Here is a 25,005-nt window from a genome sequence, read left to right on the forward strand (position 1 = left end):
CCCGGCCCCCGCCCCGGGGGACGAACGGGGCGTGACCGCCTCCCCGCGGTCCGGGGAGCCGTCCGCGGTCGCCCGCGAACGCTGAGGGTGGCGCAAGATCCACGTACGGTGATCGGTGCCGGCCGTTGCCACCCCGTTCACGCAGGGGACATTCCGGATGCCAACGCTCCAGAACGAGCGGACATCCCGTGCACACCTGCCGTGCGGCATCCCGTGCCGCTTCTCGCGCGGCTTCTCGCGCACCGGGCCGTCCGTGGTCACCGCCGCCGTGTCCGCACCCGGAGGGAAGGCGCCATGTCGCGCATACGCTCTGCCGTCTCCGCAGCCACCGCCCCCGACCGCCGCGCCTTCCTCGCCGCCGCCGGCGCGGTCACCCTGTCGGCGGGCATCGGCCTCGCCCTGCGGTCCGGCTCCGACGCCCCGGCGGCCGCCGCCGCGGAGGAGCGGACGGTCGCCCTGTCGTCCCGGCGGGCGCCGGCCGCCCCCCTCGCCCCGTACACGCGCGGCACCACGCTCGGCTCCGTGGCGGCGCCCCGCGGCGGGACGGGCTACCGGCGGCTGGGCGACGGGCCCGCCTGGCAGCGCGTCGTCCGCGGCGACCTGGCGGCCCCGCGGGCGGGCCGGGCGGACCGCCGGACGGCGCTCGCGTCGTTCGTGCAGTTCACCGACCTGCACCTGGTGGACGTCCAGCACCCGCTGCGGTACGAGTATCTGCGCTCCCGGACGGTCAGCGCCTGGCGGCCCCAGGAGGCCCTGTCGGTGGCGGCCGCGGTCTCGCTCGTCGAGCGGGTCAACGCGCTGCGGGGCGCCCCCGTCACCGGAACCCCGCTCCACTTCGTCATGACCACCGGCGACAACACCGACAACAACTCCCGCACGGAACTGGACTGGTTCCTGACGGTGATGAGCGGCGGCCGCGTCACGCCCAACTCCGGTGACCCGCGCCACTACGAGGGCGTCCAGGACAGCGGGCTGAAGCTCTACTGGCAGCCGGACGCGGCGCTGCGCGACGCCGACAAGCAGCTCGGCTTCCCGCGCATCGAGGGCTTCCTGGACGCGGCGATACGCGAGGTCAACAGCCCCGGCCTGAACCTCCCCTGGTACTCGACCGTCGGCAACCACGACGCCCTGCCCGGCGGCTGCTATGCGCCCGGCGACTCGCTCTTCGCGGAGTTCGCGGTCGGCGGGCGCAAGCTGATGACCCTGGACGAGGCGGTGGGCGAGGCGATCTGGGACAACGTCCAGCAGGGCGGCGACCCCCGGGGCGTCGACTTCCGCGCGATGCTGAAGTCCCAGGCGCGCAGCATGCGGTCGGTCACCCCGGACGAGCGCCGGGCACCCTTCACCCCGCGCGAGTACCTGGAGGCCCACCTGGACCCGGCCCACACCGGACCCGGCCCGGCCGGTCACGGCTACACCCGGGCCAATGTGGACGAGGGCACCCAGTACTACGCCTTCCGGATCGCCGACGACGTGATCGGCATCAGCCTCGACTCGACGGATCCGGGCGGCCACTACGAGGGCTCGCTCGGCACGGCGCAGCTGAAGTGGCTCGACCGCACGCTCGGGGAGAACGAGGGCGCGTACGCGGTCGTCTTCAGCCACCACACCAGCCGGACCATGCGCAACCTGCGCACGGACCCCGCCCGCCCGCAGGAGAGCCGGCACGGCGGCGAGGAGGTCCTCTCCGTCCTCGGCCGCCACCGCAACGTCCTCGCCTGGGTCAACGGCCACAGCCACCGCAACCGGATCACCCCGCACCCGTATCCGACCGGCGGCTCCTTCTGGGAGATCTCCACGGCCTCCCACATCGACTTCCCCCAGCTGGCCCGCGTCATCGAGCTGGTGGACAACGAGGACGGCACGGTCTCCCTGTTCACCACCGCGATCGAGTCGGCGGCCCCGTACGCCACGGACTTCACCGACCTCAGCCAGACGGGCCTGGCGGCCCTCTACCGCGAGCTGGCCTTCAACGCGCCGGGCGCCCGGACGACCCTGGCGGGCGGCCCGGAGGACCGGAACACCGAGCTGGTCCTCAGGAAAGGCTGATAAGAAGCACCGAGCGGACAGTTCCGCGAAAAGGCCGAAACCGGCTCAACTGCCATACAGTCCGGCAACCTTCGCCAAGGCGGCGGAGGTCCCCCTTCACGACTCTGCTCCTCGGACGAAGGGGACGACATGTCAGCACGTACAGGATGGGTGGCGGCGGTCGCGGTGGCGGTGGCGGTGGCGGTGACGGCGGCCCTGGCCGCACCCGCCGTGGCGGCACCCGCCCCGGCCCCGGCCAGAGCCGGTCACCCGGCCACGCAGGCGGCCATGGACGCGGCGGTGAAGGACGGCGTACCCGGTGTGGCGGCCCAGGCGAAGGACCGGCGCGGCACCTGGAAGGCCACTTCGGGCGTCGGCGACCTCAAGACGGACGCCCCGCGTTCGGCCGATGACCGCTACCGCGTCGGCAGCATCACCAAGACGTTCGTCGCGACGGTCCTGCTCCAGCTGGAGGCGGAGGGCAGGCTGTCCCTCGACGACACGGTGGACAAGTGGCTCCCGGGCCTGGTCCGCGGCCACGGCCACGACGGCCGCGCCATCACCCTCCGGCAGCTCCTCAACCACACGAGCGGCATCTATGACTACACGGCCGACGACACCTTCGGCCGCACGTACTTCCTGGAGGACGGCTTCCTCGAGCACCGCTACGACACGCTGAGCCCCCAGCAGCTCGTACGGACCGCCATGCGGCACAAGCCGGACTTCGCCCCCGGCACGTCCTGGAACTACTCCAACACCAACTACGTCCTGGCCGGCCTGGTCATCGAGAAGGCCACCGGCAACCCGTACGGCGACGAGATCCGTCGCCGCATCATCGAGCCCCTGCACCTGCGCGCCACACTCGTCCCCGGCACCTCCCCGAAGATGCCCCGCCCCAGCAGCCGTGCCTACGGCAAGCTGGCCGAGACGGACACCGGTCCGACGTACGACGTCACGGAGCTCAACCCCTCGCTGGCTTACGCGGCGGGTGAGATGATCTCCGACTCGGGTGATCTCAACCGCTTCTACTCGGCCCTGCTGAAGGGCAGGCTGCTGCCGGCGGAGCAGCTCTCCGAGATGAAGAAGACGGTCGAGGTCGACATCGCGCCGAACGCGGCCTACGGGCTGGGCCTCATCGAGCGGGAACTCAGCTGCGGCGTCACCGTCTGGGGCCACGGCGGCGGCATCCACGGCTCGTCCTCGGAGGCCGTGACGACGGAGGACGGCCGCCACTCGCTCGCCTTCAACTTCAACGGTGACTGGTCGGGCGACAGCGAGGCGGTGATCGAAGCGGAGTTCTGCGGCAAGTAGCCGACCGTGGGGCGAGCAGCCGACCGCGGGGCCGCCGGAACCCGGCGGCCCACCCCACCCCGCGCCCGGCTACCTGGGGAGCACCACCACGTACATCGCCGGCTCCCGCTCCGTCGAGGCCATCAGGGCCGTGCGGACGACCGTGGCCTGCTGGTCCAGGGAGTCGCGGAGCTTCCTCGGGGTGGTGTGGACGACGGTGATGCCGAGGCGCTCCAGGTGCTCGCGCTTGCGGGCGTACTCCGACCACTCGGTGTCGTCGTCGTCCTGGCGCGGCGCCCGGGTGTCGAGCTCGACGGCCACCGCGTGCTCCGGCCAGTAGGCGTCGACACCGCCCAGGTCCGGGCCGCCCGGCAGCCTCAGGTCCACGTTCCACACCGGGTCCGGCAGGCCGTGCTCGTCGACCATCCGGTAGAGGCGGTCCTCCGCGAGGGCCCGCCCCTCGGCGAGGAGCGAGTCGACCGCGTCCACCACGTGGGGGCGGGTGAGCAGCCGGGCCCGGTTCAGCTCCCGCACCACCGCGGCCGCCTCGCAGTGGCCCGCGCGGACCGCCTCCGTCAGCAGGCGGCGGACGGCGGGCGCGTCGTCGAGCTCGGCCACCGCGTCGGCCAGGGCGCGCGGGACCGGGGCGACGGGGAAGCCGCCGATCTGCACGGGGGCGGGAAGTGCGGCTTCGCGCAGGACGTGGGCGCAGCGAGTGGAGCGGAGCCGGCGCAGCCGGGGCACCAGGACGTCGATCCGCTCCAGGGACAGCAGCGGGGGAGCGGAGGTGAACCCGTGCAGGGCGAGGGCGGCCAGGCCCGTCACCACGGCGTCCGTGTAGCGGACCGGAGGGCGCGGCTCATCGGCGTGGGGCTGGGCCGGCACCCCGCCGGTGTCCCGGCAGCGTCCCGCGTACAGCAGCACCGCGTGCAGCCGCTCCTCCGGGGTGGGCGGGCCCGGGTGGAGCAGGTACACGCCCGGCAGGAGCTGCTGCCAGGGGCCGCCGGGACGGCACCGCGCGTTGGTGTCGGCGGGCGTGACGCCGTGGGCGCGCAGCTGGGCGGTGGTCAGCACCCGGCGGCGGAGGCCGGTCAGCCGGTGCGGGGAGCGGGAGGAGAGCGGGGCGTCGTGGTTCATGACCCCGGAGTTTCCCGAGCCTGATCCACTTCCTGACCGCTGTTACACGCTCGTCGTCGAATCCGGACAACGACGCCCGCATGCACGGGCGTTCGGGGAGCGGGAGACGCTGGTCCGGGCCGGAGCGGGGGGAGGTTACGGCTCCGGACACCCGGATTTCGTAACCACCGGGGAGGGGCACCGGGTCAACTTCCGGTGTCCCTCCCCGGCGGCCGGACGCGTGGCTACCGGGCCGCCGCCGCGTCGCACGCCTGCCCCTGGAGCGTGCGTGCCAGGTCGTCCCGGGCCTCCAGGACCAGCCTGCGCAGGGCCGGCGGGGCGTCCTCGTGCGCCGACAGCCAGGCGTCCGTGGCGGCGAGGGTGTCCCCGGAGTCCGCGAGCGCCGGGAACAGGCCCCGCACCACGTCCATGCCGATCTGGATGGACCGTTCCCGCCACACCCGCTCGATCGCCGCGAAGTACCGCTCCGCGTACGGTGCGATCAGCTCCCGCTGCGACGGCTGCACGAAGCCCGAGATCGTCGCCTCGACGAGGGCGTTGGACAGGGCGTCCGACTCCACGACCTGCGCCCACGCCTGCGCCTTGACCTCGGCCGACGGCCGGGCGGCCAGGCAGCGCACCTGGTGCCGCTTGCCGGAGGCGGTGTCGTCGCGGGCCAGCTCGGCGGCGAGGGCCTTCTCGTCGGCCTCGCCGTGCGCGGCCAGCGGCTCCAGGAACGCCCACCGCAGCTCCTGGTCCACGTCCAGTCCGTCGATCTTCTCGGCGCCCTCCAGCAGGCCCTTCAGCAGCCGGAAGTCCTCCGGGCCCGACGCGACCGACGCGAAGAAGCGCGCCCAGGTGAGCTGGTGCTGGCTGCCGGGCGCCGCCGCGCGCAGCTCGCGCAGCGCGCCCTGTGCCAGCAGCCGGCCGCCCTCCGCGCGCCACTCCGGCGTCGCGTAGTGCGTCAGCGCCGACCGTGTCCAGGCGTGCAGCATCTGGAGCACACCGATGTCGGACTCGCGCCCGGCGAACCGCAGCACCAGGCCGGCGAAGTCCCGCGCGGGCAGCAGCCCGTCCCGCGTCAGGTTCCACAGCGCCGACCAGCACAGCGCCCGCGCGAGGGGGTCGGTGATGTCCCCGAGGTGCTCGCGCAGCGTCGCCAGCGACGCCTCGTCGAAGCGGATCTTGCAGTAGGTGAGGTCGTCGTCGTTGACCAGCACCAGCTCGGGGGCCTCGGCGCCCGCCAGCTCGCCCACGACCGTGCGCGGCCCGTGCACGTCGACCTCCGCGCGCGCGTACCGCTCCACGGAGCCGCTCGCCGTCCGCCGGTACAGGCCCACGGCGACCCGGTGGGGCCGCAGCTCGGGGTGCGACTCGGGGGCCTCCTGGACGACCGCCAGCTCGTCGATCCGGCCCTCGGCGGTGAGGAGCACCTGCGGGGTGAGGGAGTTGACGCCGGCCGTCTGGAGCCAGGACCGCGACCAGGCCGACATGTCGCGCCCGGAGGTCTCCTCCAGCACCGACAGCAGGTCACCGAGACGCGTGTTGCCGTACGCGTGCCGCTTGAAGTAGCGCCGCGCGCCCTCCAGGAAGGCGTCCCGGCCGACGTACGCCACCAGCTGCTTCAGCACGGAGGCGCCCTTGGCGTAGGTGATGCCGTCGAAGTTGAGCTTGGCGTCCTCCAGGTCACGGATGTCGGCCGTGACCGGGTGTGTGGAGGGCAGCTGGTCGGCGCGGTACGCCCAGGCCTTGCGGTTGTTGGCGAAGGTGATCCAGCCGTTCTCGAAGCGGGTCGCCCCGACCATCGAGAAGACGCCCATGAAATCGGCGAAGGACTCCTTGAGCCACAGGTCGTCCCACCACACCATGGTCACCAGGTCGCCGAACCACATGTGCGCCATCTCGTGCAGAATTACGTTCGCGCGGCGCTCGTACGAGGCGCTCGTGACCTTCCCGCGGAAGACGAACTCCTCGCGGAAGGTGACCATCCCGGGGTTCTCCATGGCGCCGAGGTTGTACTCGGGCACGAAGGCCTGGTCGTACTTCCCGAACGGGTACGGGAAGTCGAAGTGGTCGTGGAAGAAGTCCAGGCCCTGCTTGGTGACGAGGAAGACGTCGTCGGCGTCGAAGTGCGGTGCGAGGCCCTTGCGGCACATCGCGCCGAGCGGGATCTCCAGCCGCGTACCGTCCGCGAACTCCCGCTCGTAGGTGTCCGTCACGTAGTGGTACGGGCCCGCCACGACCGCCGTGATGTACGTGGAGATCGGCTTCGTCTCCGCGAACCGCCACACCCCGTCGTGCCGCTCGCCGACGCCGTTGCTCCAGACCGTCCAGCCCTCGGGGGCGCGCACCTCGAAGCGGAAAGGAGCCTTCAGGTCCGGCTGCTCGAAGTTGGCGAACACCCGGCGGGAGTCGGCCGGCTCGTACTGCGTGTAGAGGTAGACCTCGCCGTCCTCGGGGTCGACGAAGCGGTGCATGCCCTCGCCCGTACGGGAGTACGCGCACTGGGCGTCGACGACCAGCTCGTTGTCGGCGGCCAGGTCCTCCAGCAGGATCCGCGCGCCGTCGAAGACCTCGCTCGGGTCGAGGTCCTTGCCGTTGAGGGAGACCGCGGTGACGCTCGGCGCGATCAGATCGGCGAAGCTGGTGGCGCCCGGGTCGGCGCACCGGAAGCGGATGGTGGTCACCGAGCGGAAGGTGCGCGGCTCTCCGCCAAGCTCTCGGCTTCGCTCGAGCGGGGAGGACCCCCATCCGGACTCGCCCACGGCGGACCGCAGGTCGAGCGACACCTCGTACCCCTCGACGGACAGCAGCGCGGCCCGCTCCCGGGCCTCGTCGCGGGACAGATTCTCACCGGGCACGGCGCCACTCCCTCGGCTGGTGTTCAGCATATGGACAGGTCCGATCCTGCCATGCGCTCCTGACGCCGGACAGCGGGCGGGGGCGTGCGCGCGACGTGTGCCCGCGGCGGGGGAACGGTACGGGAATGACAGGGGCGTGCGACGGTGTTGCCCGGGAAAAGACCGCCTTCCTAGGAGAGCCATGTCCGAGCAGTCCTCCGCGACGACCGCCACGACGACCTCCGGCAAGACCCCCGTCGACTTCTGGTTCGACCCCCTGTGCCCCTGGGCCTGGATGACCTCGCGCTGGGTCCTGGAGGTGGAGAAGGTCCGCGACATCGAGGTCCGCTGGCACCTGATGAGCCTCGCCGTCCTGAACGAGGACAAGCTCGACGACCTCCCCCAGGAGTACCGGGAGCTGCTCGAGAAGAAGGCGTGGGGACCGGTCCGGGTCGTCATCGCCGCCCAGCAGGAGCACGGCCCCGAGGTGCTCGGCGACCTCTACACCGCGCTCGGCACCCGCGTGCACAATCAGGGCGAGGGCATCGAGAAGGAGGTCGTCGCCCGGGCCCTGGAGGACGTCGGTCTGCCCGCGTCCCTGATGGACCACTGGGACTCCACCCCGTACGAGAAGGAACTGCGCGCCTCCCACAAGGAGGGCATCGACAAGGTCGGCCAGGAGGTGGGCACGCCGGTCATCGCGGTGCCCGGCGCCGACGGCGAGCAGATCGCCTTCTTCGGCCCGGTCGTCACCCCGGCGCCCAAGGGCGAGGAGGCCGCCAGGCTGTGGGACGGCACCCTGATGGTCGCCTCGATCCCCGGCTTCTACGAGATCAAGCGCACGCGCACCAAGGGGCCGGACTTCAGCAACCTCTGAGGGACGGGACCTCTGAGGCACGGGACCTCTGGGCGACGAGGTGAGAGCGGTACGCGTCACTCGATGTCGTCCGGCATGCGCTTGGGCTGCCTGAAGCGCTTCTTGGCCCAGGAGGTGCGGAGGTTGCGGCAGCCGGTGCCGTCGGCACGGGTCCTGACGCACAGGAAGTACTCCTCCACGTACGGCTCGCCGATCTCCTGGCGGAGCCAGGCCTTCTGAGCGTCGCTGAGAGGAACGTGCGTCTCCGTGGTGCCGCACGTCTGGCAGGACAGCTTCCTCGGACCGGTCATGTCAGGACCGTGCCCCGGAGCCGCGCCCACCGGAAGTACCGTGCATCGGCGCGTGAGGGAAACCGTGCCCCTGCCGCATCACGGGAACGGGAGAGCCCCGCGAGTCACGACCTCGCGGGGCTCTCCCTCTTTCCGCCTGCCCGGTGAGCGGTGAGAAGACGATCACGAGCAGGGCGGACCCGGGGCTCCCTCAGGGAGTCAGCAGCAGGGCGTTCGTGCGGGACCTGGCCACCTCGAAGCGCCGTGCCACGTCCTGCCAGTTGACGACCTGCCACATGGCCTCGATGAAGTCGACCTTCTGGTTCTTGTACTGCAGGTAGAAAGCGTGCTCCCAGGCGTCGAAGACGAGGATCGGCGTCGATCCCTGGCCGACGTTGCCCTGGTGGTCGTAGACCTGCTCGACGATGAGGCGCCCGCTCAGCGGCTCGTACGCCAGGACGCCCCAGCCGGAGCCCTGGGTGGTGGCGGCCGCCTTGGACAGCTGGGCCTTGAAAGCGGCGAAGGAACCGAAGGACTCGGCGATCGCGTCGGCCAGCTCGCCCACGCCGTCGGCCGCCAGCGGCTCACCGCCGCCGTCGCCGGTCATGTTGTGCCAGTAGATGGAGTGCAGGATGTGGCCGGAGAGGTGGAAGGCCAGGTTCTTCTCCAGGCCGTTGATCGAGCCCCAGGTCTCCTTGTCCCGCGCCTCCGCGAGCTGCTCCAGCGTGTCGTTGGCGCCCTTCACATACGCCGCGTGGTGCTTGTCGTGGTGCAGCTCGATGATCTCGGGGCTGATCACGGGGGCGAGCGCGGAGTAGTCGTACGGCAGCTCAGGAAGTGTGTAGACGGCCATGCCAGGTCCCCTCCGACCTCTTGTTGCAACTTATGTGCAACTGCACGCTAACAGCAAGAAGGGGGAACCGGGCGGCCGGGCGCGCGAAGATCCGCGTCCGTGCACGCGAAAGGGCCCCCGCACGGTCGCGTGCGAGGGCCCTTTCGGGAGGCGGGGAACCGTGGATCAGCTTCTGGCGCGCGCCCGCTGCCACGCGTATCCGACGGCCGCCAGGAACAGCGTCATCCCGCCTGTCGAGTACAGCTGCACCCGCGTGTCCGGCTCCCGCGCCATCAGTACGAACATCGCCACCATCGCCGCCAGCGCCACCCAGGTGAGCACCGGGAACGCCCACATCCGCACGACGAGCCTCTCCGGTGCCTCGCGCTCCGTCCGGCGGCGCAGCAGCAGCTGCGAGACCGCGATGAAGATCCACACGACGAGGATCACCGCGCCGATCATGTTCAGCAGCCAGGGGAAGACGTCGTCCGGCCGCCAGTAGCTCAGCAGGACGCAGACGAACCCGAACACGCTGGAGACGACCACGGCCACGCGCGGCACCCCGCCCGAGACCCGGGCCAGCGCCTTCGGACCCTGGCCGCGCTGCACCAGCGAGTACGCGATGCGCGAGGAGCCGTAAATGTTGGCGTTCATCGCCGACAGCAGTGCCACCAGCACGACCACGTTCATCAGCTGGCCGGCGCCGGGAATGCCGAGCTGTTCGAGGGCGGCGACGTACGGGCCCTGCTCGACGACCGCCTTCGAGTCCCACGGGACGAGCGTGACGACGACCGCCATCGAGCCGATGTAGAAGAGCGCGATGCGCCACATCGCCGTACGGACCGCGCTCGCGACGCCCCGCACCGGGTCCTCGGACTCCGCCGCCGCGATCGTCACGGTCTCCAGGCCGCCGTACGCGAACACCGAGGCGAGCAGGCCGACGATCAGGCCCTCGCTGCCGTTCGGCAGGAAGCCGCCCTGGCCGGTGAGGTTGCTCAGGCCGGGCGAGTCCGTGCCGGGCAGCACACCGGTGACCGCGAGCACGCCGAGCACGAGGAACAGGACGATCGCGCCGACCTTCAGTGCCGCGAACCAGAACTCGAACTCGCCGAAGTTCCTCACGGCGGCCAGGTTCGTGCCGACGAACACCACCATGAACAGCGCCACCCACATCCACTCGGGCGTCCCCGGCAGCCAGCCGGTCACGATCTGGGCGGCGCCGATGCCCTCCAGGCCGACCGCGGTGCACAGCAGCACCCAGAAGGCCCAGCCCACGGTGAAGCCGGCCCACGGTCCGATCGCCCGCTCCGCGTGGTCCGAGAAGGAGCCGGACGACGGGTACGCGGCCGACATCTCGCCGAGCATCCGCATCACCAGCATGACGAGCAGGCCGGACAGCGCGTACGCGACGACGATCGACGGACCGGCGGCGGCGATGCCCGCACCGGAGCCCACGAACAGGCCCGCGCCGATCACCCCGCCCAGGGCGATCATCGACAGATGGCGCTGCTTCAGGCCGTGCGAGAGGGAGGCGTCCGCGGCCGGCGTCTCCGGCGGGGCCTCGGGGGTGGTGCGCGAGGACATGGGTGGGGCGTCCATTACGTTGCGGGTGCTTGTACTAGGGCAAAAACGCGACCAGTGTGGTGGGCCTTCCCGGCCGGAAGGTGAAACCGACCACCATCCGGACGCCCACGTAACGGAATGTTCACATCCGCCTACCCGGTGTTCCTGCGGGCGGGGCTGTGGTGCGGCGGTGGTGCGGCGATGGTGCAGCGGTGGTGCAGCGGTGGTGCGGCGGTCTTTGGCGGGACTCCACAGTCCGGTCCCACCCCACCCGCGCCCCCGCGAACGCCCCGGCCTCCGTGACCGGTATCACGCCCCGCCGTGTGTAAGCGGTGTTCTTTGTGCGGAGCCCACCAACCCGTGTCTTCGCCCTTTGTCGGGCGATGACGGTGATCGGCTCACCGGCCCTGGGATAGCGTCACGGTGTCCCCGACCGTCTCCACCGCCGGAGTGAGCCGAACATGAGCACCGCCGCCACATCCGCCCGCCCGGGCGAGGTCCTCGCCGACCTGCTGCCGTCCCCCAGGCTCTCGGCCTCGCTCGCGCGGGGCGGTGCCTCCGCCCGCGTCCGTGACATCGCGCTGGTGGCCGGCGGTGCCGTGCTCACCGGGCTCGCCGCCCAGATCGCGGTGCCCGTGCCGGGCTCCCCGGTGCCGGTGACCGGGCAGACCTTCGCCGCGCTGCTGGTGGGCACCGCCCTCGGCGCGGGCCGCGGGTTCCTCTCCCTCGCCCTGTACGCGCTGGTCGGCATGGCCGGCGTGCCCTGGTTCGCCGAGGGCGGCTCGGGCATGGCCGCCCCGTCCTTCGGCTATGTCCTCGGCATGATGCTGGCCGCCACCGTCGTGGGCGCGCTGGCCCGCCGGGGCGGCGACCGCTCGATGGCGCGCATGGCGGGCACGATGCTGCTCGGCGAGGCGATCATCTACGCGATCGGTGTGCCGTACCTGGCCTTCGCCACCGGCATGTCGCTGACCGCGGCCGTGGCGGCCGGTCTGACCCCGTTCCTGATCGGCGACGCGCTGAAGGCGGCGCTGGCGATGGGCGTGCTCCCGACGGCGTGGAAGCTCGCCGCCCGCAAGTAGTCCGTGATGGATAGTCCGTAACCGGAAGGGGCCCCGCGGCATCATGCCGCGGGGCCCCTTCCCTTTTTACGGTTTCTACGGTGCCCCGGCCTCTCACCCAGCCTTGCGCGCCGGCCGGCGCTGCGACCACCACACGCCGGTCGCGCCCGCGGAGATCAGCGCCGCGCCGGCCGCGCCGAGGGCGACGACCTGTTCGGCAGGGCCGGTCCTGGGCAGTTCGTCGCCGTCCGGGGTGACCGGACGGTTGTCGGTGCCGAGCAGCAGCGGGGTGGCCGGGGCGTTCGGCGACGGGTTGTTCGTGCCGAACGGGACCGGGCCCTGCTGCCAGTACGTCTTCGTGCCGTCGGCGGCCTGGACGGGCAGGCAGATCTTCCCCTGCTTCGACATGTCGTAGGTCGCGGTCACGGCGTACGACGTGGACGCACCGGCCGCGAGTTCGCCGAGGGTGCAGCTGAAGCCACTGTTCGAGCCGTCGGGAAGGTCATTCCTGGGGATTTTCGCGCAGCCTTCCACGTCCTTGACCGAAAGGCCGTCGAAACCGACCACAAGCAGTCGTATTTCTCCGCTTTCCTTGCTTCCGTCATTCTTCACGGCGGCGGTAATCTTCGTTTCCTTCGAGCTGTTGTCGACCGATATCCTCTCGGAGAGCATGGTCGTCAGCTCGACACCCGCCGGCGCCTCGTCGACCGCCTTTCCTCCCTTGCCGCTCATGCCTCCCTCGTCATCCGCGACTGCGGTGAAGGCAAAGATCATGACCGCCGAACAAGATGCGGTGAGCAGCGATCCCGTGATGGCCGTCGTTCGACGAGAAATCATGTTCATCCCCCTTGCGTCCCCCTTGACAACGCCCTGAATTCGCAGTCCTTGAAGAGGTACCACAAGATTTCTGCGGACTATGCTGGTGTCGCATGAAGTTGTGACCAATACGCTACTTTGCGGTTCTTCTGGGATGGGTGTTGAAGGGGGCATGGGGGTGCCGGAAACAACAAGCGGCGGTGTTCCGGGAACACTGGTGTCGAGCCGTTACCGGCTGGTCGAAAGTATTGGGCAAGGGGGAATGGGGCGGGTGTGGCGAGCCGCCGACGAAATACTCGACCGGCAGGTGGCCGTCAAGGAAATGCGCATCGACGGCCTCGACCCGGAGGACAGCCGGGTCCGCCGGCAGCGCACCCTGCGCGAGGCCCGCGCCACGGCACGCATCGACCATCCCAACGTGGTGCGGGTGTACGACGTCGTGGACGAGGGCGAGCGGCTGTGGATCGTCATGGAACTGGTCGACGGCCGCTCCCTGGAGGACATCCTGCGCGAGGACGGCCCGCTGGACGTGCGGGAGGCGGCCCGCATCGGCCTCCAGCTGGCGGCGGCCCTGGAGCAGGTGCACGCCGGGGGAGTGCTGCACCGGGACATCAAGCCGGCCAACGTCCTCGTCGAGCGCGGCGGCGGCCACCGCGTGGTGCTCACCGACTTCGGCATCGCCGCGATCCAGGACGCCGAGGCGCTCACGATGGCCGGGATGCTCGTCGGCTCGCCCGACTACATGGCCCCCGAGCGCGTCTCCGGCCGGCCCCAGGGCCCGCCCTCGGACCTGTGGTCCCTGGGGGCGACCCTGTGCGCGGCCCTCGGCGGCCGGTCCCCCTTCTACCGCTCCACGACCCTCGCGACGCTGCACGCGGTGCTGTACGAGGAGCCGGAGATCCCCGCCGCGGCGGGTGGGTTACGGGGCATCCTGACCGCCCTGCTGGAGAAGGAGCCGTCGGTACGGCCCGGCCTGGAGGCGGTGGCCACCGTCCTCGAACCGCTGACGACGGCGGGCATCGTCACGGTTCTCATGGAGCCCGGGCCCGGACCGGAGACGGAGGAGGAGCTCCCGGCCCCCGATGCTCACGCCCCCGATGCTCATGCCCCCGATGCTCATGCCCCTGAAGCTCACGCCCCCGATGCTCACGCCCCTGAAGCTCACGCCCCCGATGTCGAAGCCCCCGAAGGTCACGCCCACGCCGAGAACGCCTCCTCCGAGGCACCGTCCGAAGGCACCCCCGAGCTCCCCTCCCAGGGAGCGCACCACCCACACCCGCACCGCACCAGGCGCCGTATCGGCATGGCCGTCGCGGGGGCGGCCCTCGCCGGAGCCGTCGCCGGGCTCGTCGTCCCGGCGCTGGGCGGCTCACCGGACGGTGACGAGGCCTCCCCGTCACCGTCGGCGACCACGTCCGCCCCGGCCGGCACACCCTCCTCGCCACCCCCCACCGTCGGCGGCACCTCGCGCCCACCCTCCGCGTCGAAGTCCCCGGAGCTCCCGGCGGGCGCGCGGCGCGAGGCCGGGCTGTACGCGTGGGTCCCGCCGGAGGGCTGGCAACGGGTCGTGCGCAGCGACGCCAAGATCTCCTACAGCTCGCCCGACCGCGCACAGGAGATCATCGCCAATGCCGCTCCGGCCCGGGGCGACCTGCTGGACCAGTGGCTGGACACCGAGCGGCGGTCCACCGGCAAGGGCAGGGACTACCGGAGGATCCGGCTGGAGGAGACCACGTTCCGGGGCGCGCCCGCGGTGGTGTGGGAGTACACCGTCACGGCCGACGAACGGCCCTGGCACGTGCGCCTGCTCGGCTTCCGCAGCGGCGGCATCTCGTACGAGATCGACACCTGGTACCACCCCGGCATCGAGGAGCGGGCGCTGCCCGTCTACGAAGGGGTCAAGGACACATTCACGCCTTTGCGAACTTCTGCCTGACCAGCGAGAGGCCGACCACGACCGCCGCCACCAGCAGCGACAGCAGCAGGATCTCGCGGTTGCCGTGCTCGGTGTCGGTGAGCATGTAGCCCAGCACGAACAGGATCAGCCCGATCGTCGCCCAGGTCAGATACGGGTACAGCCACATCCGCACGACGAGCTTCTCCGGCGACTCCCGCTCGATCACCTTGCGCAGCCGCAGCTGCGAGAAGCAGATCACCAGCCACACGAACAGGGCGACGGCACCCGAGGAGTTGACCAGGAAGAGGAAGATCGAGTCGGGGAAGGCGTAGTTGAGGAAGACCGCCACGAACCCGAAGACCACCGAGGACAGGATCGCCGGCATCGGCACACCGCGCGCGTTGGTCCGCGCGAACGCCTTGGGCGCGTCACCGCGCCGGCCGAGCGAGAACGCCATCCGGGAGGCCGTGTAGAGGCCCGAGTTGAGGCAGGACAGCACGGACGTCAGCACGATGAAGTTCATGATCTGGCCCGCGTGCGGGATGCCCAGGGAGTCCAGCGCGGCGACGTAGCTGCCGTCCTCCTCGATCGACTTCGCGTCCCACGGCAGCAGCGTCACCACCACGAAGATCGAGCCGAGGTAGAAGACGGCGATGCGCCAGATGATGCTGTTGGTGGCCTTGGTGACGGCCTTGGCCGGGTCGCCGGTCTCGCCGGCCGCGAGCGTCGCGATCTCGCTGCCCATGAAGGAGAAGACGACGAGCAGCACGCCGACCAGGATGGCGCCGGGCCCGTTCGGCAGGAAGCCGCCGTGGTCGGTGAGGTTGGCGAGGCCCGCCTGCTCTGCGTCGACACCCGGCAGCACGCCGAAGATCGCGAGCAGGCCGACGACGATGAACGCCGCGATCGCCACGACCTTGATCCCGGCGAACCAGAACTCGAACTCGCCGTAGGAGCCCACGGAGACCAGGTTGGTCGCGGTCAGCACGACCATCACGATCAGCGCCCAGCCCCACTGCGGCACGGCCGGGATCCAGCCCTCCAGGATCACGGCGCCCGCGGTGGCCTCCACCGCCAGCACCACGACCCAGAAGAACCAGTACAGCCAGCCGATCGAGAACCCGGCCCAGCGTCCGAGCGCCCGGTCCGCGTGCGCGGAGAACGAGCCCGACGTCGGGTTCGCCGCCGACATCTCCCCGAGCATCCGCATCACCAGCACCACGAGCGTGCCGACTAGGGTGTACGACAGGAGGATGCCGGGTCCGGCGGTGGCGATGCCGGAGCTGGACCCGACGAAGAGTCCGGCACCGATGACGCCACCGATGGCGATCATGGAGAGGTGACGGCTCTTGAGTCCGGCCTGGAGGCCACCGGAGCCGCCGGAGCCACTGGGATCGCCAGGGCCGCCGGTGGGTTCCTTCAGGGTCGGCTGCGAGGTCATGGGGGGGGTCCCTTCGTGCAGCTGTACTGGACGCACGGGCACGTGTGGTGCCTGGGCTGGTAACAAGTCGGTCCAGTGAATCCGAGGCAAAGGATTTCCTGAACCTCTGATTCCGTATCGTTACCAGCCGTTGCCCTGAGGTTCTACAGCGTTACGCACGGTTTTCGGGGCCGCCACCCCGACAGGCCACGCCGAAACAGGCGTGTCACACTCGGAGCATGCGCGTCTACCTCGGCTCGGATCACGCCGGCTACGAACTGAAGAATCACCTCGTCGAGTGGGTCAGGGCCGCCGGCCACGAGCCCGTCGACTGCGGGCCCCTCATCTACGACGCCCAGGACGACTACCCGCCGTTCTGCCTCCGTGCCGCCGAGAGGACGGCCGCCGACCCCGGCTCCCTCGGCATCGTGATCGGCGGCTCCGGCAACGGCGAGCAGATCGCCGCCAACAAGGTCGCCGGTGTCCGAGCCGCCCTGGCCTGGAGCGTGGAGACCGCATCACTGGGCCGCGAGCACAACAACGCGAACGTCATCGCGGTCGGTGCCCGCATGCACACCCAGGAGGAGGCGACGAAGTTCGTCGAGACCTTCCTGAACACGCCGTTCTCGGGCGACGAGCGCCACGTCCGCCGTATCGAGATGCTCGCCGAGTACGAGACGTCGGGCACGCTCCCGCCCATCCCGGCCCACCACCCGCAGGCGCCGCAGGAGTAGGACGCCCCCTCGCGGCAGGCAACAGCAGGCAGATCCCTGTAGGCCCACACATGTGGGCCTACAGTCGTTGGCCTGCAGCTGTTGGCCCACAGTCGTTGGCCCACAGTCGTTGGCCAGCACCCGCCCCCCCCACGCACATCCACCGGAGGCCCCCGTGCCCGAAGGGCACACCATCCACCGCCTGGCCCAGGACTACCTCGCGGCGTTCGGCGGCCGGACGGCCCGTGTCACCAGCCCCCAGGGCAAGTTCGCGGACGCCGCGGCCCTGCTCGACGGCACGGCCCTCAGTACGGCGGAGGCCCACGGCAAGCACCTGTTCCTCCGCTTCGGCGCCGAGGGCACCGCGGACGCCGAGAGCTGGGTCCACATCCACCTCGGGCTCTTCGGCAAGGTCGGCTTCGGCCCGGCGCCCGCCCCCGCGCCCACCGACACGGTGCGCCTCCGGCTCGCGAACGACACGTCCTACGTGGACCTCCGCGGCCCCACCGCCTGCGCGCTGATCACCGAGGACGAGAAGGACGCGATACACGCCCGCCTCGGCCCGGACCCCCTCCGCCCGGACGCCGACCCGGCCCAGGCGTACCGCCGCGTCTCCCGCAGCCGTACGACCGTCGCCGCCCTGCTCATGGACCAGAAGGTCATCGCGGGCGTCGGCAACGTCTACCGCGCCGAGGTCCTCTTCCGGCACGGCATCGACCCGTACCGTGCGGGCCGGGACATCACCCCCGCCGAGTGGGACGCGATCTGGGCCGACCTCGTGGAGCTGATGCGCGAGGGCGTGCGCAACAACCGCATCGACACCGTCCGCCCCGAGCACACCCCGGAGGCCATGGGGCGCCCGCCCCGCGTCGACGACCACGGCGGCGAGGTGTACGTGTACCGCAGGGCGAACCTCCCCTGCCACATCTGTGGCGGCGAGATCCGCACCGCCGATCTCGCCGCCCGCAACCTCTTCTGGTGCCCGGCCTGCCAGCGGACCTGACCCCGCCTCGCAGGCGGACCTGACCGGCCTAGAACCCGTGCGGCAGCCAGGGCGCCACGGCCGACGCGAAGGCCACCGACGCCTCCGTGAGCGCCCCCTGCCGCAGCTCGCGCACCCGTCCGGCGCCCGCCAGCGACGCGAGGCTCACCCCGCCCAGATAGGCCGCCCCCAACTCCCGTACGGACAGGGCGAGATCGGCGGCCTCGTCGGTGCGCTTGCAGCTCGCGCCCTTGGAGTCCCCCGTGAGCCGCCAACGCCCCGCGTTCCAGGGGCAGAAGGCGTCCTCGACCTCGAACACCACGTCCACCGGCGTCTGGTACGTCCGCGCCTCCAGCGCCGCGCCCACGTCCACCAGCCGGACGTGCAGCGCGTCCCGCAGCCGCACGGAGCACCGGCGGATGTCGGAGACCATGTGCAGCCAGGGTTCGTCGACGGGCCGCCCGGGCGCCACGATCATCGTCGTCAGGTCGATGTCGAAGAGGAACCGCCACAGCGCAGCGTGCGCGGCCGGGTCGAGGGCCTCCAGTTCGCTCAGGTGCACGGCGCTGTCGGAGCCCCGGTGGTCCCAGTCGGGCTTGATCCGGTACCGGGCGTACCCCACGACGTCCGCACCCCGTTCGGCCACCACACACTGCAGCGGCGACTGCCCGCCCCGCTCGCTCTCCGGGTCCAGCAGCCCGAGCCGCTCCCAGCCGGGCCGCCGCGCCAGCATGCCCGGCCGCTCGGGCACCCGCTGCGCGTACACGGCCTCGCACGCGTCGAGCACCTCCCCGGGCGCGGCGTAGCGCAGCCGTACGCCGTCGGTGCCGGGCGGCACGGACAGCCGGACCCGGCTGGTGTCCACCTCGGCGCTGAGCGCCTGGGTGGCTATGCCGTAGCCGAACCGCCCGTATATGTCGGGTTCGGAGGCGGTCAGTACGGCGAGCGGTTCGCCCCAGGCGCGGATGTCGTCCAGCTGCCGCCGCATCATGGTCCGCAGGAGCCCGCGCCGCCGGTGCGTGGCGGCGACGCTCACCATGGTGATGCCCGCGGCGGGCACCGAGGCGCCGCCGGGCACGGTGACCCGGAAGGTGAACGCGCCCGCCGTGCCCACGCACTCGTCGCCGTCCCAGAGGCCGAGGGACCGGTCATGCTCCGTGAGCGCTTCCCACAGGTCGCGCTCCACGGACGACTCCAACGCGCCGCCGAAGGCGCGGGCGAGCGTGCCGTACCAGATGCTCCAGTCGGCCTTCCGCAGCACGCGCACGTCAGTCTTCATGTGCCATGCCTACCAGGGCGGTCCGGGGCGGGCGAGGGATTTTCCCACCAGGCCCTGGGCTCCGCGGTGCGCCGTCGTGTGGGATGTGTGTGAGATTCGTCGTGAACGGGGCCTCGGAAGGGGGACAAGTGGGACCTCCCGTGCACAAGAACAGGTCCGCTGGATAAGGTCCCGAATCAATGGCACAAGGACGAGAGCGGCGCGCGGCGGCCGATACGCTCACGGCCCGGTTGAAGAAGCGCATCCACCGGGTCCGCACCGGCCTGCGCAAATCCGCCGTGGACTACTTCCGCGGGGACGGCTCCGACTGGATCGCGCTCGCCGGTCTGATGCTGACGGTCCCCGTGATCGCCGCCTGCACGATGGTCAACTCGGTGTGGGTGTCCCCGGCCGCGCTGGTCCTGCCGATCGTCGCGGGCGGACTGCTGCTGCGCCCCGCCAGCCTGCTCGCGCTGTACGCGGCCGCCGCGACCGCGCTCATCGTCGAGTCCGTGCGGCTCGGCCCCTATACGGAGGGCCCGTCGCGGGTCACGCCGGGCGTCGTGCTCGTCGTCGCCGCCTGCGGCTTCTTCGGTCTGCTGATCGCGCAGTTCCGCAGCCGGGTGGGTGTGCCCTGGCGGCGGGGCGGCACGATGCTGTTCGACCTGCGGGAACGCATCCGGGTGCAGAGCAAGCTGCCGCAGCTGCCGGTGGGCTGGCACCGCGAGATGGCGCTGCGGCCGGCGGGCGGCCAGTCCTTCTCCGGCGACTTCGTGGTCGCGGCCCGCACCAACGGGGGCCGCACGCTGGAGGTCGTCCTGACGGACGTCTCCGGCAAGGGCATGGACGCGGGCTCACGGGCCCTGCTGCTGTCCGGGGCGTTCGGCGGCCTGCTCGGCTCGCTGCCGCCGCACGCCTTCCTGCCCGCGGCCAACGGCTATCTGCTGCGGCAGGACTGGGACGAGGGCTTCGCCACCTCGATCCACCTCGTGCTGGACCTGGACTCGGGCGACTACGAACTGTTCTCCGCGGGCCACCCGCCGGGCCTCCAGCTCAGTGCCGGAAGCGGCCGCTGGGAGGAGAAGGCGGCGGAGGGCCCGCTGCTCGGCGTGTACGACGGCGCCCAGTTCGACCCGGTCAAGGGCTCGCTGCGCCCCGGTGACGTGCTGATGCTGTTCACGGACGGCCTGGTGGAGACGTCCGACCGGGACATCGTCGAGGGCATCGACCGGCTGACGGGCGAGGCCGACCGCTATGTCGCCGGCGGTTTCCGGGGCGCGGCCTGGCACCTCATCGAGGCGGTCGCCAAGGACGTCAACGACGACCGGGCGCTGCTGCTGATCTGCCGCGAGGGCCCCACGGCACGGTGAGCCCGGCTCACCGTGCTCCAGGGGCCCCTGAGGCAGACGTCACCCCACCAACTCAGGGGTCTTCGTCTCCTGCCGCTCCGGCAGCAGACGGCCCGGCAGGACGCGGGCCAGCCAGGGGGAGCGGCTCGCGGCCAGCGGGCCGAGCACCGCCAGCAGCAGGACGTATCCGGCGATGAACGGCGACAGCCTCTCGTCCAGCCCGGCCGCCGCGGCCATCGTGGCCAGGATCAGCGCGAACTCACCGCGCGCCAGCAGCGTCGTCGAGATGTTCGCGGCCGGCTGCGGCCCGAAGGAGTACACGCGCGCCGCCGCCAGCCCGGCCAGCACGTTCATCGCCAGGGTCAGTGCCACGGCGGCCAGTACCGGCCACAGCACCATCGGCAGGTCACCCGGGTCGATGGAGAGCCCGAAGGCGAAGAAGAAGATCGCGCCGAAGGCGTCCCGCAGCGGGTGCACGAGCGTGCGGATGCGCTCACCGGACGCGGTGCTGCCCAGCATCAGACCCACCATGAACGCACCGATGGCGTCCGCCACGCCGAACCACTCCGACACGCCGGCGACGAACACCGCCGCCCCGAGGAAGGAGATGACGAGCAGCTCGTCGTCCCGGGTGGCGAAGAGCCGGCCCACGATCCGTGTCCCGAACCGTGCCGCCAGCGCCAGGAGCAGCAGGAACCCGAACGCCTTGCCCGCGTCCAGCACCGCCGAGGACAGCGAGTCCGCCCCGGACAGGATCGGCTGGAGCGCCGCCAGGTACAGGGCGAGGAAGATGTCCTCGACCACGATGATGCCGAGGATCGGCTTGGTCTCCGGGTTGCCCAGCCGGCCCGTGTCGACGAGCACCTTGGTCACGATGGCGGACGACGAGATGCCGAGCACCCCGGCGAGGACCAGGGCCTCGGAGGTGCCCCAGCCCAGGGCGAAGCCGAAGCCCAGGCCCGCGCCGACGTTCAGCGCGAGATACGCGCCTCCGGCGATCGCCATCCGGCGGCCGCCCGCCTTGAGGTCGTCGAGGTGGAACTCGAGCCCCAGGTAGAAGAGCAGCAGCACCAGGCCGAGCGCGGAGAGCATCTCCATGTCGTGCGGGTCCGACAGGAGCACGACACCGGGCGTGTGGGGGCCGAGCAGGATGCCGGCCAGGATGAACAGGGGAATGGTGGGCAGTCCGATGCGCGAGCCGACGCGCGCGAGGACGGCGGCGGCGAGGAACGCCCCGCCCATGGCGATGAGGGTGTCTGCGTGTCCGATGGGCCTACCTCCAGTTCGGCTTGTGCGACGAGGGCACGGGTACGTGAGTGCGCGAGAACGCGGAGTCAGGGGTACCGCTGCGACGACGCACGGACGTGAGGACGCAAAGGATGCGTCAATGAAGCGTCAAGGATGCGTCAATAGTTACTTTACCAAAGCATTGCGTTCGTGAGGCGGCGGGTCCGTGGACACTGGTCCCGTGACCCACCCGACGCTCACGCTCACCGAAGTCGAGACCCTCGCCCGCGCGGCCCACGCGGCCCAGACCGACAAGGCCGGGCGGCCCTATGCCGAGCACCTGCAGGCCGTGGCCGAGGGCGTACGCGCGCGGGGCGGCGACCAGGAGCAGATCGCGGCGGCCTGGCTGCACGACGCGGTGGAGGACGACGCGCTGTCCGCGGAGTGGCTGCGCGAGGCCGCGCTGACGGACCGTACGAAGGCGATCGTCGGGGCGCTCACCAAGCGGCCGGGCGAGTCCCCGGAGGCGTACGCCGCGCGCATCCTCGCCACCCCGGGCGCCCGCCTGGTCAAGGAGTCCGACCTGGCGCACAACGCGGACCCGGCCCGGCTGGCGGTCCTCGACGACGCGACCCGCGCCCGGCTGGAGCGGAAGTACGCGCATATGCGCGCCCTGCTCGGCCTGACGGCGCCGGCCGAGGGTAGAGCGAAGGGCCGGACGGAGAGGCGCTTCTCTCCGTCCGGCCCCGCGGCCGTGTGAGGGGACCAGGCCGATCAGGTCCTGGCGTCGGCCCTGCCGCCGCGCTCGCGCGCCGGCTCGGCGGTGTCCCGCCGGAACGCCCACTCCATCTTCGGCTCCATCACGAACCGGAACATCCGCTGCACCGGCGGTGTGCACAGCGCGGTGACGACGGCCGCCGCGAGCAGGGTGAGGAAGACCTGGCCGAGGGGCTCGTACACCCATGGGTGGGCGTCGTACCAGCCCCAGAAGCGGGAGCCCTGGATCAGGAAGCCGTGCAGCAGATAGCCGTACAGTGTCCCCGCGCCCAGCACCGTGAACCACGTCCTGCGGCCCGGCACCCAGGCGAGGAAACAGACCGTCAGCACCAGGGAGCAGCCGAGGAGCGCGAGCGTCATGACGATGCCGGCCCACCAGGGCGCGCCCAGTTCCTGTGCGCTGTCGCGGTGGTAGAACCACGCCGAGTTCATGCGCGGTACCGCCCAGTACGCCACCGCCAGGGCGGCCGCGAAGGCCGGTACCGACAGGATGCGCACGTCGCGGTGCCGCATACGGCGGAAGTGCTCCGGCTTCATGAACAGGCCGATGACGAAGAACGGCAGGAACTGCAGTACGCGCTGCAGGTCCAGGTCGTCGCCGATGTCGGGGGAGACGGAGGCGAGCACGGCGATGCCCAGTGCGAGGGGGACCGGCCAGCGCACGGCCTTCCACAACGGGGTCGTCATCCGCCACACGAACAGGGCGGCCAGGAACCACGTGAGGTACCAGGGGTCGAGCAGGCTGATCGGAAGGGTCGAGTCGTCACCGGCCCACCGTCTGAACAGGGAATAGGTGACCTCGAAGACGACATACGGCACGGCGACGCCGGTGATCAGCCGCCTGAGCCGGTCCGGGCGCATGTCGAAGCTGCGTGAGAAGTAGCCGGAGATGAGGATGAAGGCCGGCATGTGGAAGGTGTAGACGACCATGTAGAGCGCCTCGGCGGCGCGGCTGTGGGCCGTCAGCGGCTGCCAGACGTGGCCCATGGCGACGAACACGATGGCCAGGTACTTGGCGTTGTCGAAGAATGCGTCGCGCTGTTTGACCGGTCCGGCCTCCGGCGCGGTGGCTCCGGTGGCGGAGTGCGAGTCCTGGGGCGGGATGTGGGGGGAACGGGGCGCGGGCACGCCGTCGGTCGGCTGCTCGGTCAGTTGTTCGGTCGGCTGTTCGGCCTGCGGGAGCGGCACCCTGGGGTGGCCGTGCGGTCGCAGCGAGTTCGTCACAGACCCTCCTTCACCGGGAAGTCGGCGATTCGGTCCGCGCACTCGCTGCGCGTGTGGGGGACGGGGCAGCGGTGAACATCTGAGGCACCCTAGCGTTGTCTGTGGGATTCCGTAAAACCCTCGACCTGAAAGGCGTATTACCGCGCTACGGGTACCCGGGATTTGGGGATGTGAGCATTCACCAGGGCTTCACACTCCGTACTCGGATTGGCTTGCAAATGATCCGCATCTGTCCTCATTTATCCTGACTCAACGGTGCATAACGGTCGGGGGCGACTCTGGAGAAATGTCCGTTGCGTCAGATTTTGCTGGACTGTTTCCGGTCACTCTCAGCCGCTCCCGGTGGGCCTGTGGCGGCAATTCGAATTACCTGCGAACACCATGTGTGCGCACGGAAATGATCATTGTTAATTCCGGGTCGGGTGGCCAGTCGAATTGCCGTACGGGGCGTGGATGTCCCAGATGTGGACGTGCAGGTCCCGGGTGTGGGATGGCCGACGTTGCGTCACGGGCCGCATATGCAGGCCCCGTTGGTGGCACGATGGTTCTGGCGGGGGTGTGCGGGGTCGGCATCCCCGGGCCGGGAGCGGACCGACCGAGGGTGTGATGAGTTGTGGCGATTTCGCTGTCAGTGGTGCTGCTGTTGGCCATCATCTTGGTGATCTTGCTGCGCCAGGGGTCGCTCAAGGCGGGGCCGGCGATCGTCGCCATCCTCTTCGGCTTCTTCCTCGCCTCGACCGGAGTGGCCGACGACATACAGCGGTTCCTGAACTCCATAGCCGACACCATCAACTCCATCCAGTTCTAGCCGGAGCCGTCCGGGCCGGAGTGCCGGGGCGACGGCGTCGGCGACCGGCGGGGCGGAGTGCTGAGAGGGTGGCCGGCGGTGCCCATGGAGTGCCGGTCAAAGCCGCGGGGCAGCTGGGGGACCTCGGCGGGACACAACCGGAAAAGACCGAGGGCCGGGCGGGAGAGATGACTCTTCCGTCCGGCCCTGAGCCGTATGGAGCGGGCGACGGGAATCGAACCCGCGTAGCTAGTTTGGAAGACTAGGGCTCTACCATTGAGCTACGCCCGCACACGCCGCGCCGCGTTTCGCAACTGATCGGCGAACGCGGCACTGGAGGCATCGTAGCGGGTCGTGCGCCCTCGTCGCACACCCCCTTCGCGGGCCGCGTGGACGGACGGCCGCGCGGTCGGGGGTCGGCACCACCGGCGCTCGTGAAATGCGGCGGCCCCACTGCCTGCGGGCATGTACCCTACGTGTCGCACCGACGGGGTGTGGCGCAGCTTGGTAGCGCGTCCGCTTTGGGAGCGGAAGGCCGTGGGTTCAAATCCCGCCACCCCGACCACCAGCCGGAACCGGGCGAGACGGTTCCGCCGCCGCCCCGGATTTCCAAGATCTTCTTTTGGGGCGTGTAGTGCCTCCGGTTACTATGCAAGCTGCGCGCCCGTGTGTCTGCACT

20 protein-coding genes and 2 tRNA genes are annotated in these 25,005 nt (G+C 71.0%); 11 read left to right on the forward strand and 11 right to left on the reverse strand.

Features of this window, described 5'->3' with window-relative positions; genetic code table 11:
• Positions 1–294 precede the first annotated feature (294 nt).
• Positions 295–2,049, forward strand: a complete 1,755-nt coding sequence (locus IE242_RS20930; RefSeq protein WP_189861522.1) for a TIGR03767 family metallophosphoesterase — start codon at positions 295–297, stop codon at positions 2,047–2,049.
• Positions 2,050–2,178: 129 nt separating this feature from the next.
• Positions 2,179–3,339 carry a serine hydrolase domain-containing protein gene (locus IE242_RS20935; RefSeq protein WP_189861525.1) on the forward strand — a complete coding sequence of 387 codons (1,161 nt, stop codon included), beginning with the start codon at positions 2,179–2,181 and terminating at the stop codon, positions 3,337–3,339.
• A 69-nt stretch (positions 3,340–3,408) separates the two neighbouring features.
• Here IE242_RS20935 and IE242_RS20940 read toward each other — a convergent pair whose 3' ends face one another.
• Positions 3,409–4,455, reverse strand: coding sequence for a hypothetical protein (locus tag IE242_RS20940; RefSeq protein WP_189861526.1), 1,047 nt, complete (start codon positions 4,453–4,455; stop codon positions 3,409–3,411).
• Between the two features lie 224 nt (positions 4,456–4,679).
• Positions 4,680–7,295 carry an aminopeptidase N gene (gene pepN, locus IE242_RS20945; protein ID WP_189861527.1) on the reverse strand — a complete coding sequence of 872 codons (2,616 nt, stop codon included), beginning with the start codon at positions 7,293–7,295 and terminating at the stop codon, positions 4,680–4,682.
• A 181-nt stretch (positions 7,296–7,476) separates the two neighbouring features.
• Here pepN and IE242_RS20950 point away from each other — a divergent pair, with 181 nt between their 5' ends.
• Positions 7,477–8,151, forward strand: coding sequence for a mycothiol-dependent nitroreductase Rv2466c family protein (locus IE242_RS20950; RefSeq protein WP_189861528.1), 675 nt, complete (start codon positions 7,477–7,479; stop codon positions 8,149–8,151).
• A gap of 56 nt (positions 8,152–8,207) precedes the next feature.
• Here IE242_RS20950 and IE242_RS20955 read toward each other — a convergent pair whose 3' ends face one another.
• The 3 genes from IE242_RS20955 to IE242_RS20965 all read right to left on the reverse strand — a co-directional run bounded on the left by IE242_RS20955 (position 8,208) and on the right by IE242_RS20965 (position 10,836).
• A complete protein-coding gene (locus IE242_RS20955; RefSeq protein ID WP_189861529.1) occupies positions 8,208–8,441 on the reverse strand; it encodes a hypothetical protein in 234 nt (77 codons plus the stop codon).
• A gap of 190 nt (positions 8,442–8,631) precedes the next feature.
• Complete coding sequence (locus tag IE242_RS20960; protein ID WP_189861530.1) at positions 8,632–9,273, reverse strand: superoxide dismutase; 642 nt, start codon at positions 9,271–9,273, stop codon at positions 8,632–8,634.
• A 165-nt stretch (positions 9,274–9,438) separates the two neighbouring features.
• On the reverse strand, positions 9,439–10,836 hold the full coding sequence (locus IE242_RS20965) for an amino acid permease (protein ID WP_189861531.1): 1,398 nt from the start codon (positions 10,834–10,836) through the stop codon (positions 9,439–9,441).
• Positions 10,837–11,276: 440 nt separating this feature from the next.
• Here IE242_RS20965 and IE242_RS20970 point away from each other — a divergent pair, with 440 nt between their 5' ends.
• Positions 11,277–11,897 (forward strand): biotin transporter BioY, encoded by a 621-nt coding sequence (locus IE242_RS20970; RefSeq protein WP_189861532.1) that lies wholly within the window; start codon positions 11,277–11,279, stop codon positions 11,895–11,897.
• Positions 11,898–11,990: 93 nt separating this feature from the next.
• Here the strand turns inward: IE242_RS20970 and IE242_RS20975 are convergent, their stop codons facing one another.
• The gene (locus tag IE242_RS20975; RefSeq protein ID WP_189861814.1) at positions 11,991–12,713 is read right to left on the reverse strand and encodes a hypothetical protein; all 723 of its coding nucleotides are present in this window, start codon (positions 12,711–12,713) and stop codon (positions 11,991–11,993) included.
• 151 nt (positions 12,714–12,864) lie between these two features.
• On the opposite strand from IE242_RS20975, the gene IE242_RS20980 reads away from it, so the two are divergent.
• Positions 12,865–14,628, forward strand: a complete 1,764-nt coding sequence (locus IE242_RS20980; RefSeq protein ID WP_268249473.1) for a serine/threonine-protein kinase — start codon at positions 12,865–12,867, stop codon at positions 14,626–14,628.
• Here the strand turns inward: IE242_RS20980 and IE242_RS20985 are convergent.
• Entirely contained in the window at positions 14,603–16,030 is a 1,428-nt protein-coding gene (locus tag IE242_RS20985; protein WP_189861534.1) for an amino acid permease, read from the reverse strand. The genes IE242_RS20980 and IE242_RS20985 overlap by 26 nt on opposite strands.
• Before the next feature lie 218 nt (positions 16,031–16,248).
• On the opposite strand from IE242_RS20985, the gene IE242_RS20990 reads away from it, so the two are divergent.
• Entirely contained in the window at positions 16,249–16,743 is a 495-nt protein-coding gene (locus IE242_RS20990; protein ID WP_189861535.1) for a ribose-5-phosphate isomerase, read from the forward strand.
• A gap of 154 nt (positions 16,744–16,897) precedes the next feature.
• Positions 16,898–17,725: an Fpg/Nei family DNA glycosylase gene (locus IE242_RS20995; protein ID WP_189861536.1), complete on the forward strand. Its 828-nt coding sequence runs from the start codon at positions 16,898–16,900 to the stop codon at positions 17,723–17,725.
• Between the two features lie 28 nt (positions 17,726–17,753).
• Here IE242_RS20995 and IE242_RS21000 read toward each other — a convergent pair whose 3' ends face one another.
• The gene (locus IE242_RS21000; protein WP_189861537.1) at positions 17,754–18,983 is read right to left on the reverse strand and encodes a GNAT family N-acetyltransferase; all 1,230 of its coding nucleotides are present in this window, start codon (positions 18,981–18,983) and stop codon (positions 17,754–17,756) included.
• A gap of 179 nt (positions 18,984–19,162) precedes the next feature.
• Between IE242_RS21000 and IE242_RS21005 the strand changes: the two genes are divergently transcribed.
• Positions 19,163–20,332 (forward strand): PP2C family protein-serine/threonine phosphatase, encoded by a 1,170-nt coding sequence (locus tag IE242_RS21005; RefSeq protein WP_189861538.1) that lies wholly within the window; start codon positions 19,163–19,165, stop codon positions 20,330–20,332.
• 39 nt (positions 20,333–20,371) lie between these two features.
• Here IE242_RS21005 and IE242_RS21010 read toward each other — a convergent pair whose 3' ends face one another.
• Complete coding sequence (locus tag IE242_RS21010) at positions 20,372–21,553, reverse strand: cation:proton antiporter (RefSeq protein WP_189861540.1); 1,182 nt, start codon at positions 21,551–21,553, stop codon at positions 20,372–20,374.
• 226 nt (positions 21,554–21,779) lie between these two features.
• On the opposite strand from IE242_RS21010, the gene IE242_RS21015 reads away from it, so the two are divergent.
• Positions 21,780–22,298 (forward strand): HD domain-containing protein, encoded by a 519-nt coding sequence (locus IE242_RS21015; protein ID WP_189861542.1) that lies wholly within the window; start codon positions 21,780–21,782, stop codon positions 22,296–22,298.
• A 14-nt stretch (positions 22,299–22,312) separates the two neighbouring features.
• Here IE242_RS21015 and IE242_RS21020 read toward each other — a convergent pair whose 3' ends face one another.
• Positions 22,313–23,539 carry an acyltransferase family protein gene (locus IE242_RS21020; RefSeq protein WP_189861544.1) on the reverse strand — a complete coding sequence of 409 codons (1,227 nt, stop codon included), beginning with the start codon at positions 23,537–23,539 and terminating at the stop codon, positions 22,313–22,315.
• 613 nt (positions 23,540–24,152) lie between these two features.
• Between IE242_RS21020 and IE242_RS21025 the strand changes: the two genes are divergently transcribed.
• A complete protein-coding gene (locus tag IE242_RS21025) occupies positions 24,153–24,347 on the forward strand; it encodes a hypothetical protein (protein WP_189861546.1) in 195 nt (64 codons plus the stop codon).
• Positions 24,348–24,543: 196 nt separating this feature from the next.
• On the opposite strand, the gene IE242_RS21030 is transcribed toward IE242_RS21025, so the two are convergent.
• Positions 24,544–24,617: transfer RNA gene (locus tag IE242_RS21030), tRNA-Gly, on the reverse strand.
• Between the two features lie 197 nt (positions 24,618–24,814).
• On the opposite strand from IE242_RS21030, the gene IE242_RS21035 reads away from it, so the two are divergent.
• Positions 24,815–24,891, forward strand: a tRNA-Pro gene (locus tag IE242_RS21035).
• Positions 24,892–25,005 lie beyond the last annotated feature (114 nt).

This window comes from Streptomyces poonensis, assembly GCF_014650915.1.
GTDB lineage: Bacteria > Actinomycetota > Actinomycetes > Streptomycetales > Streptomycetaceae > Streptomyces > Streptomyces poonensis.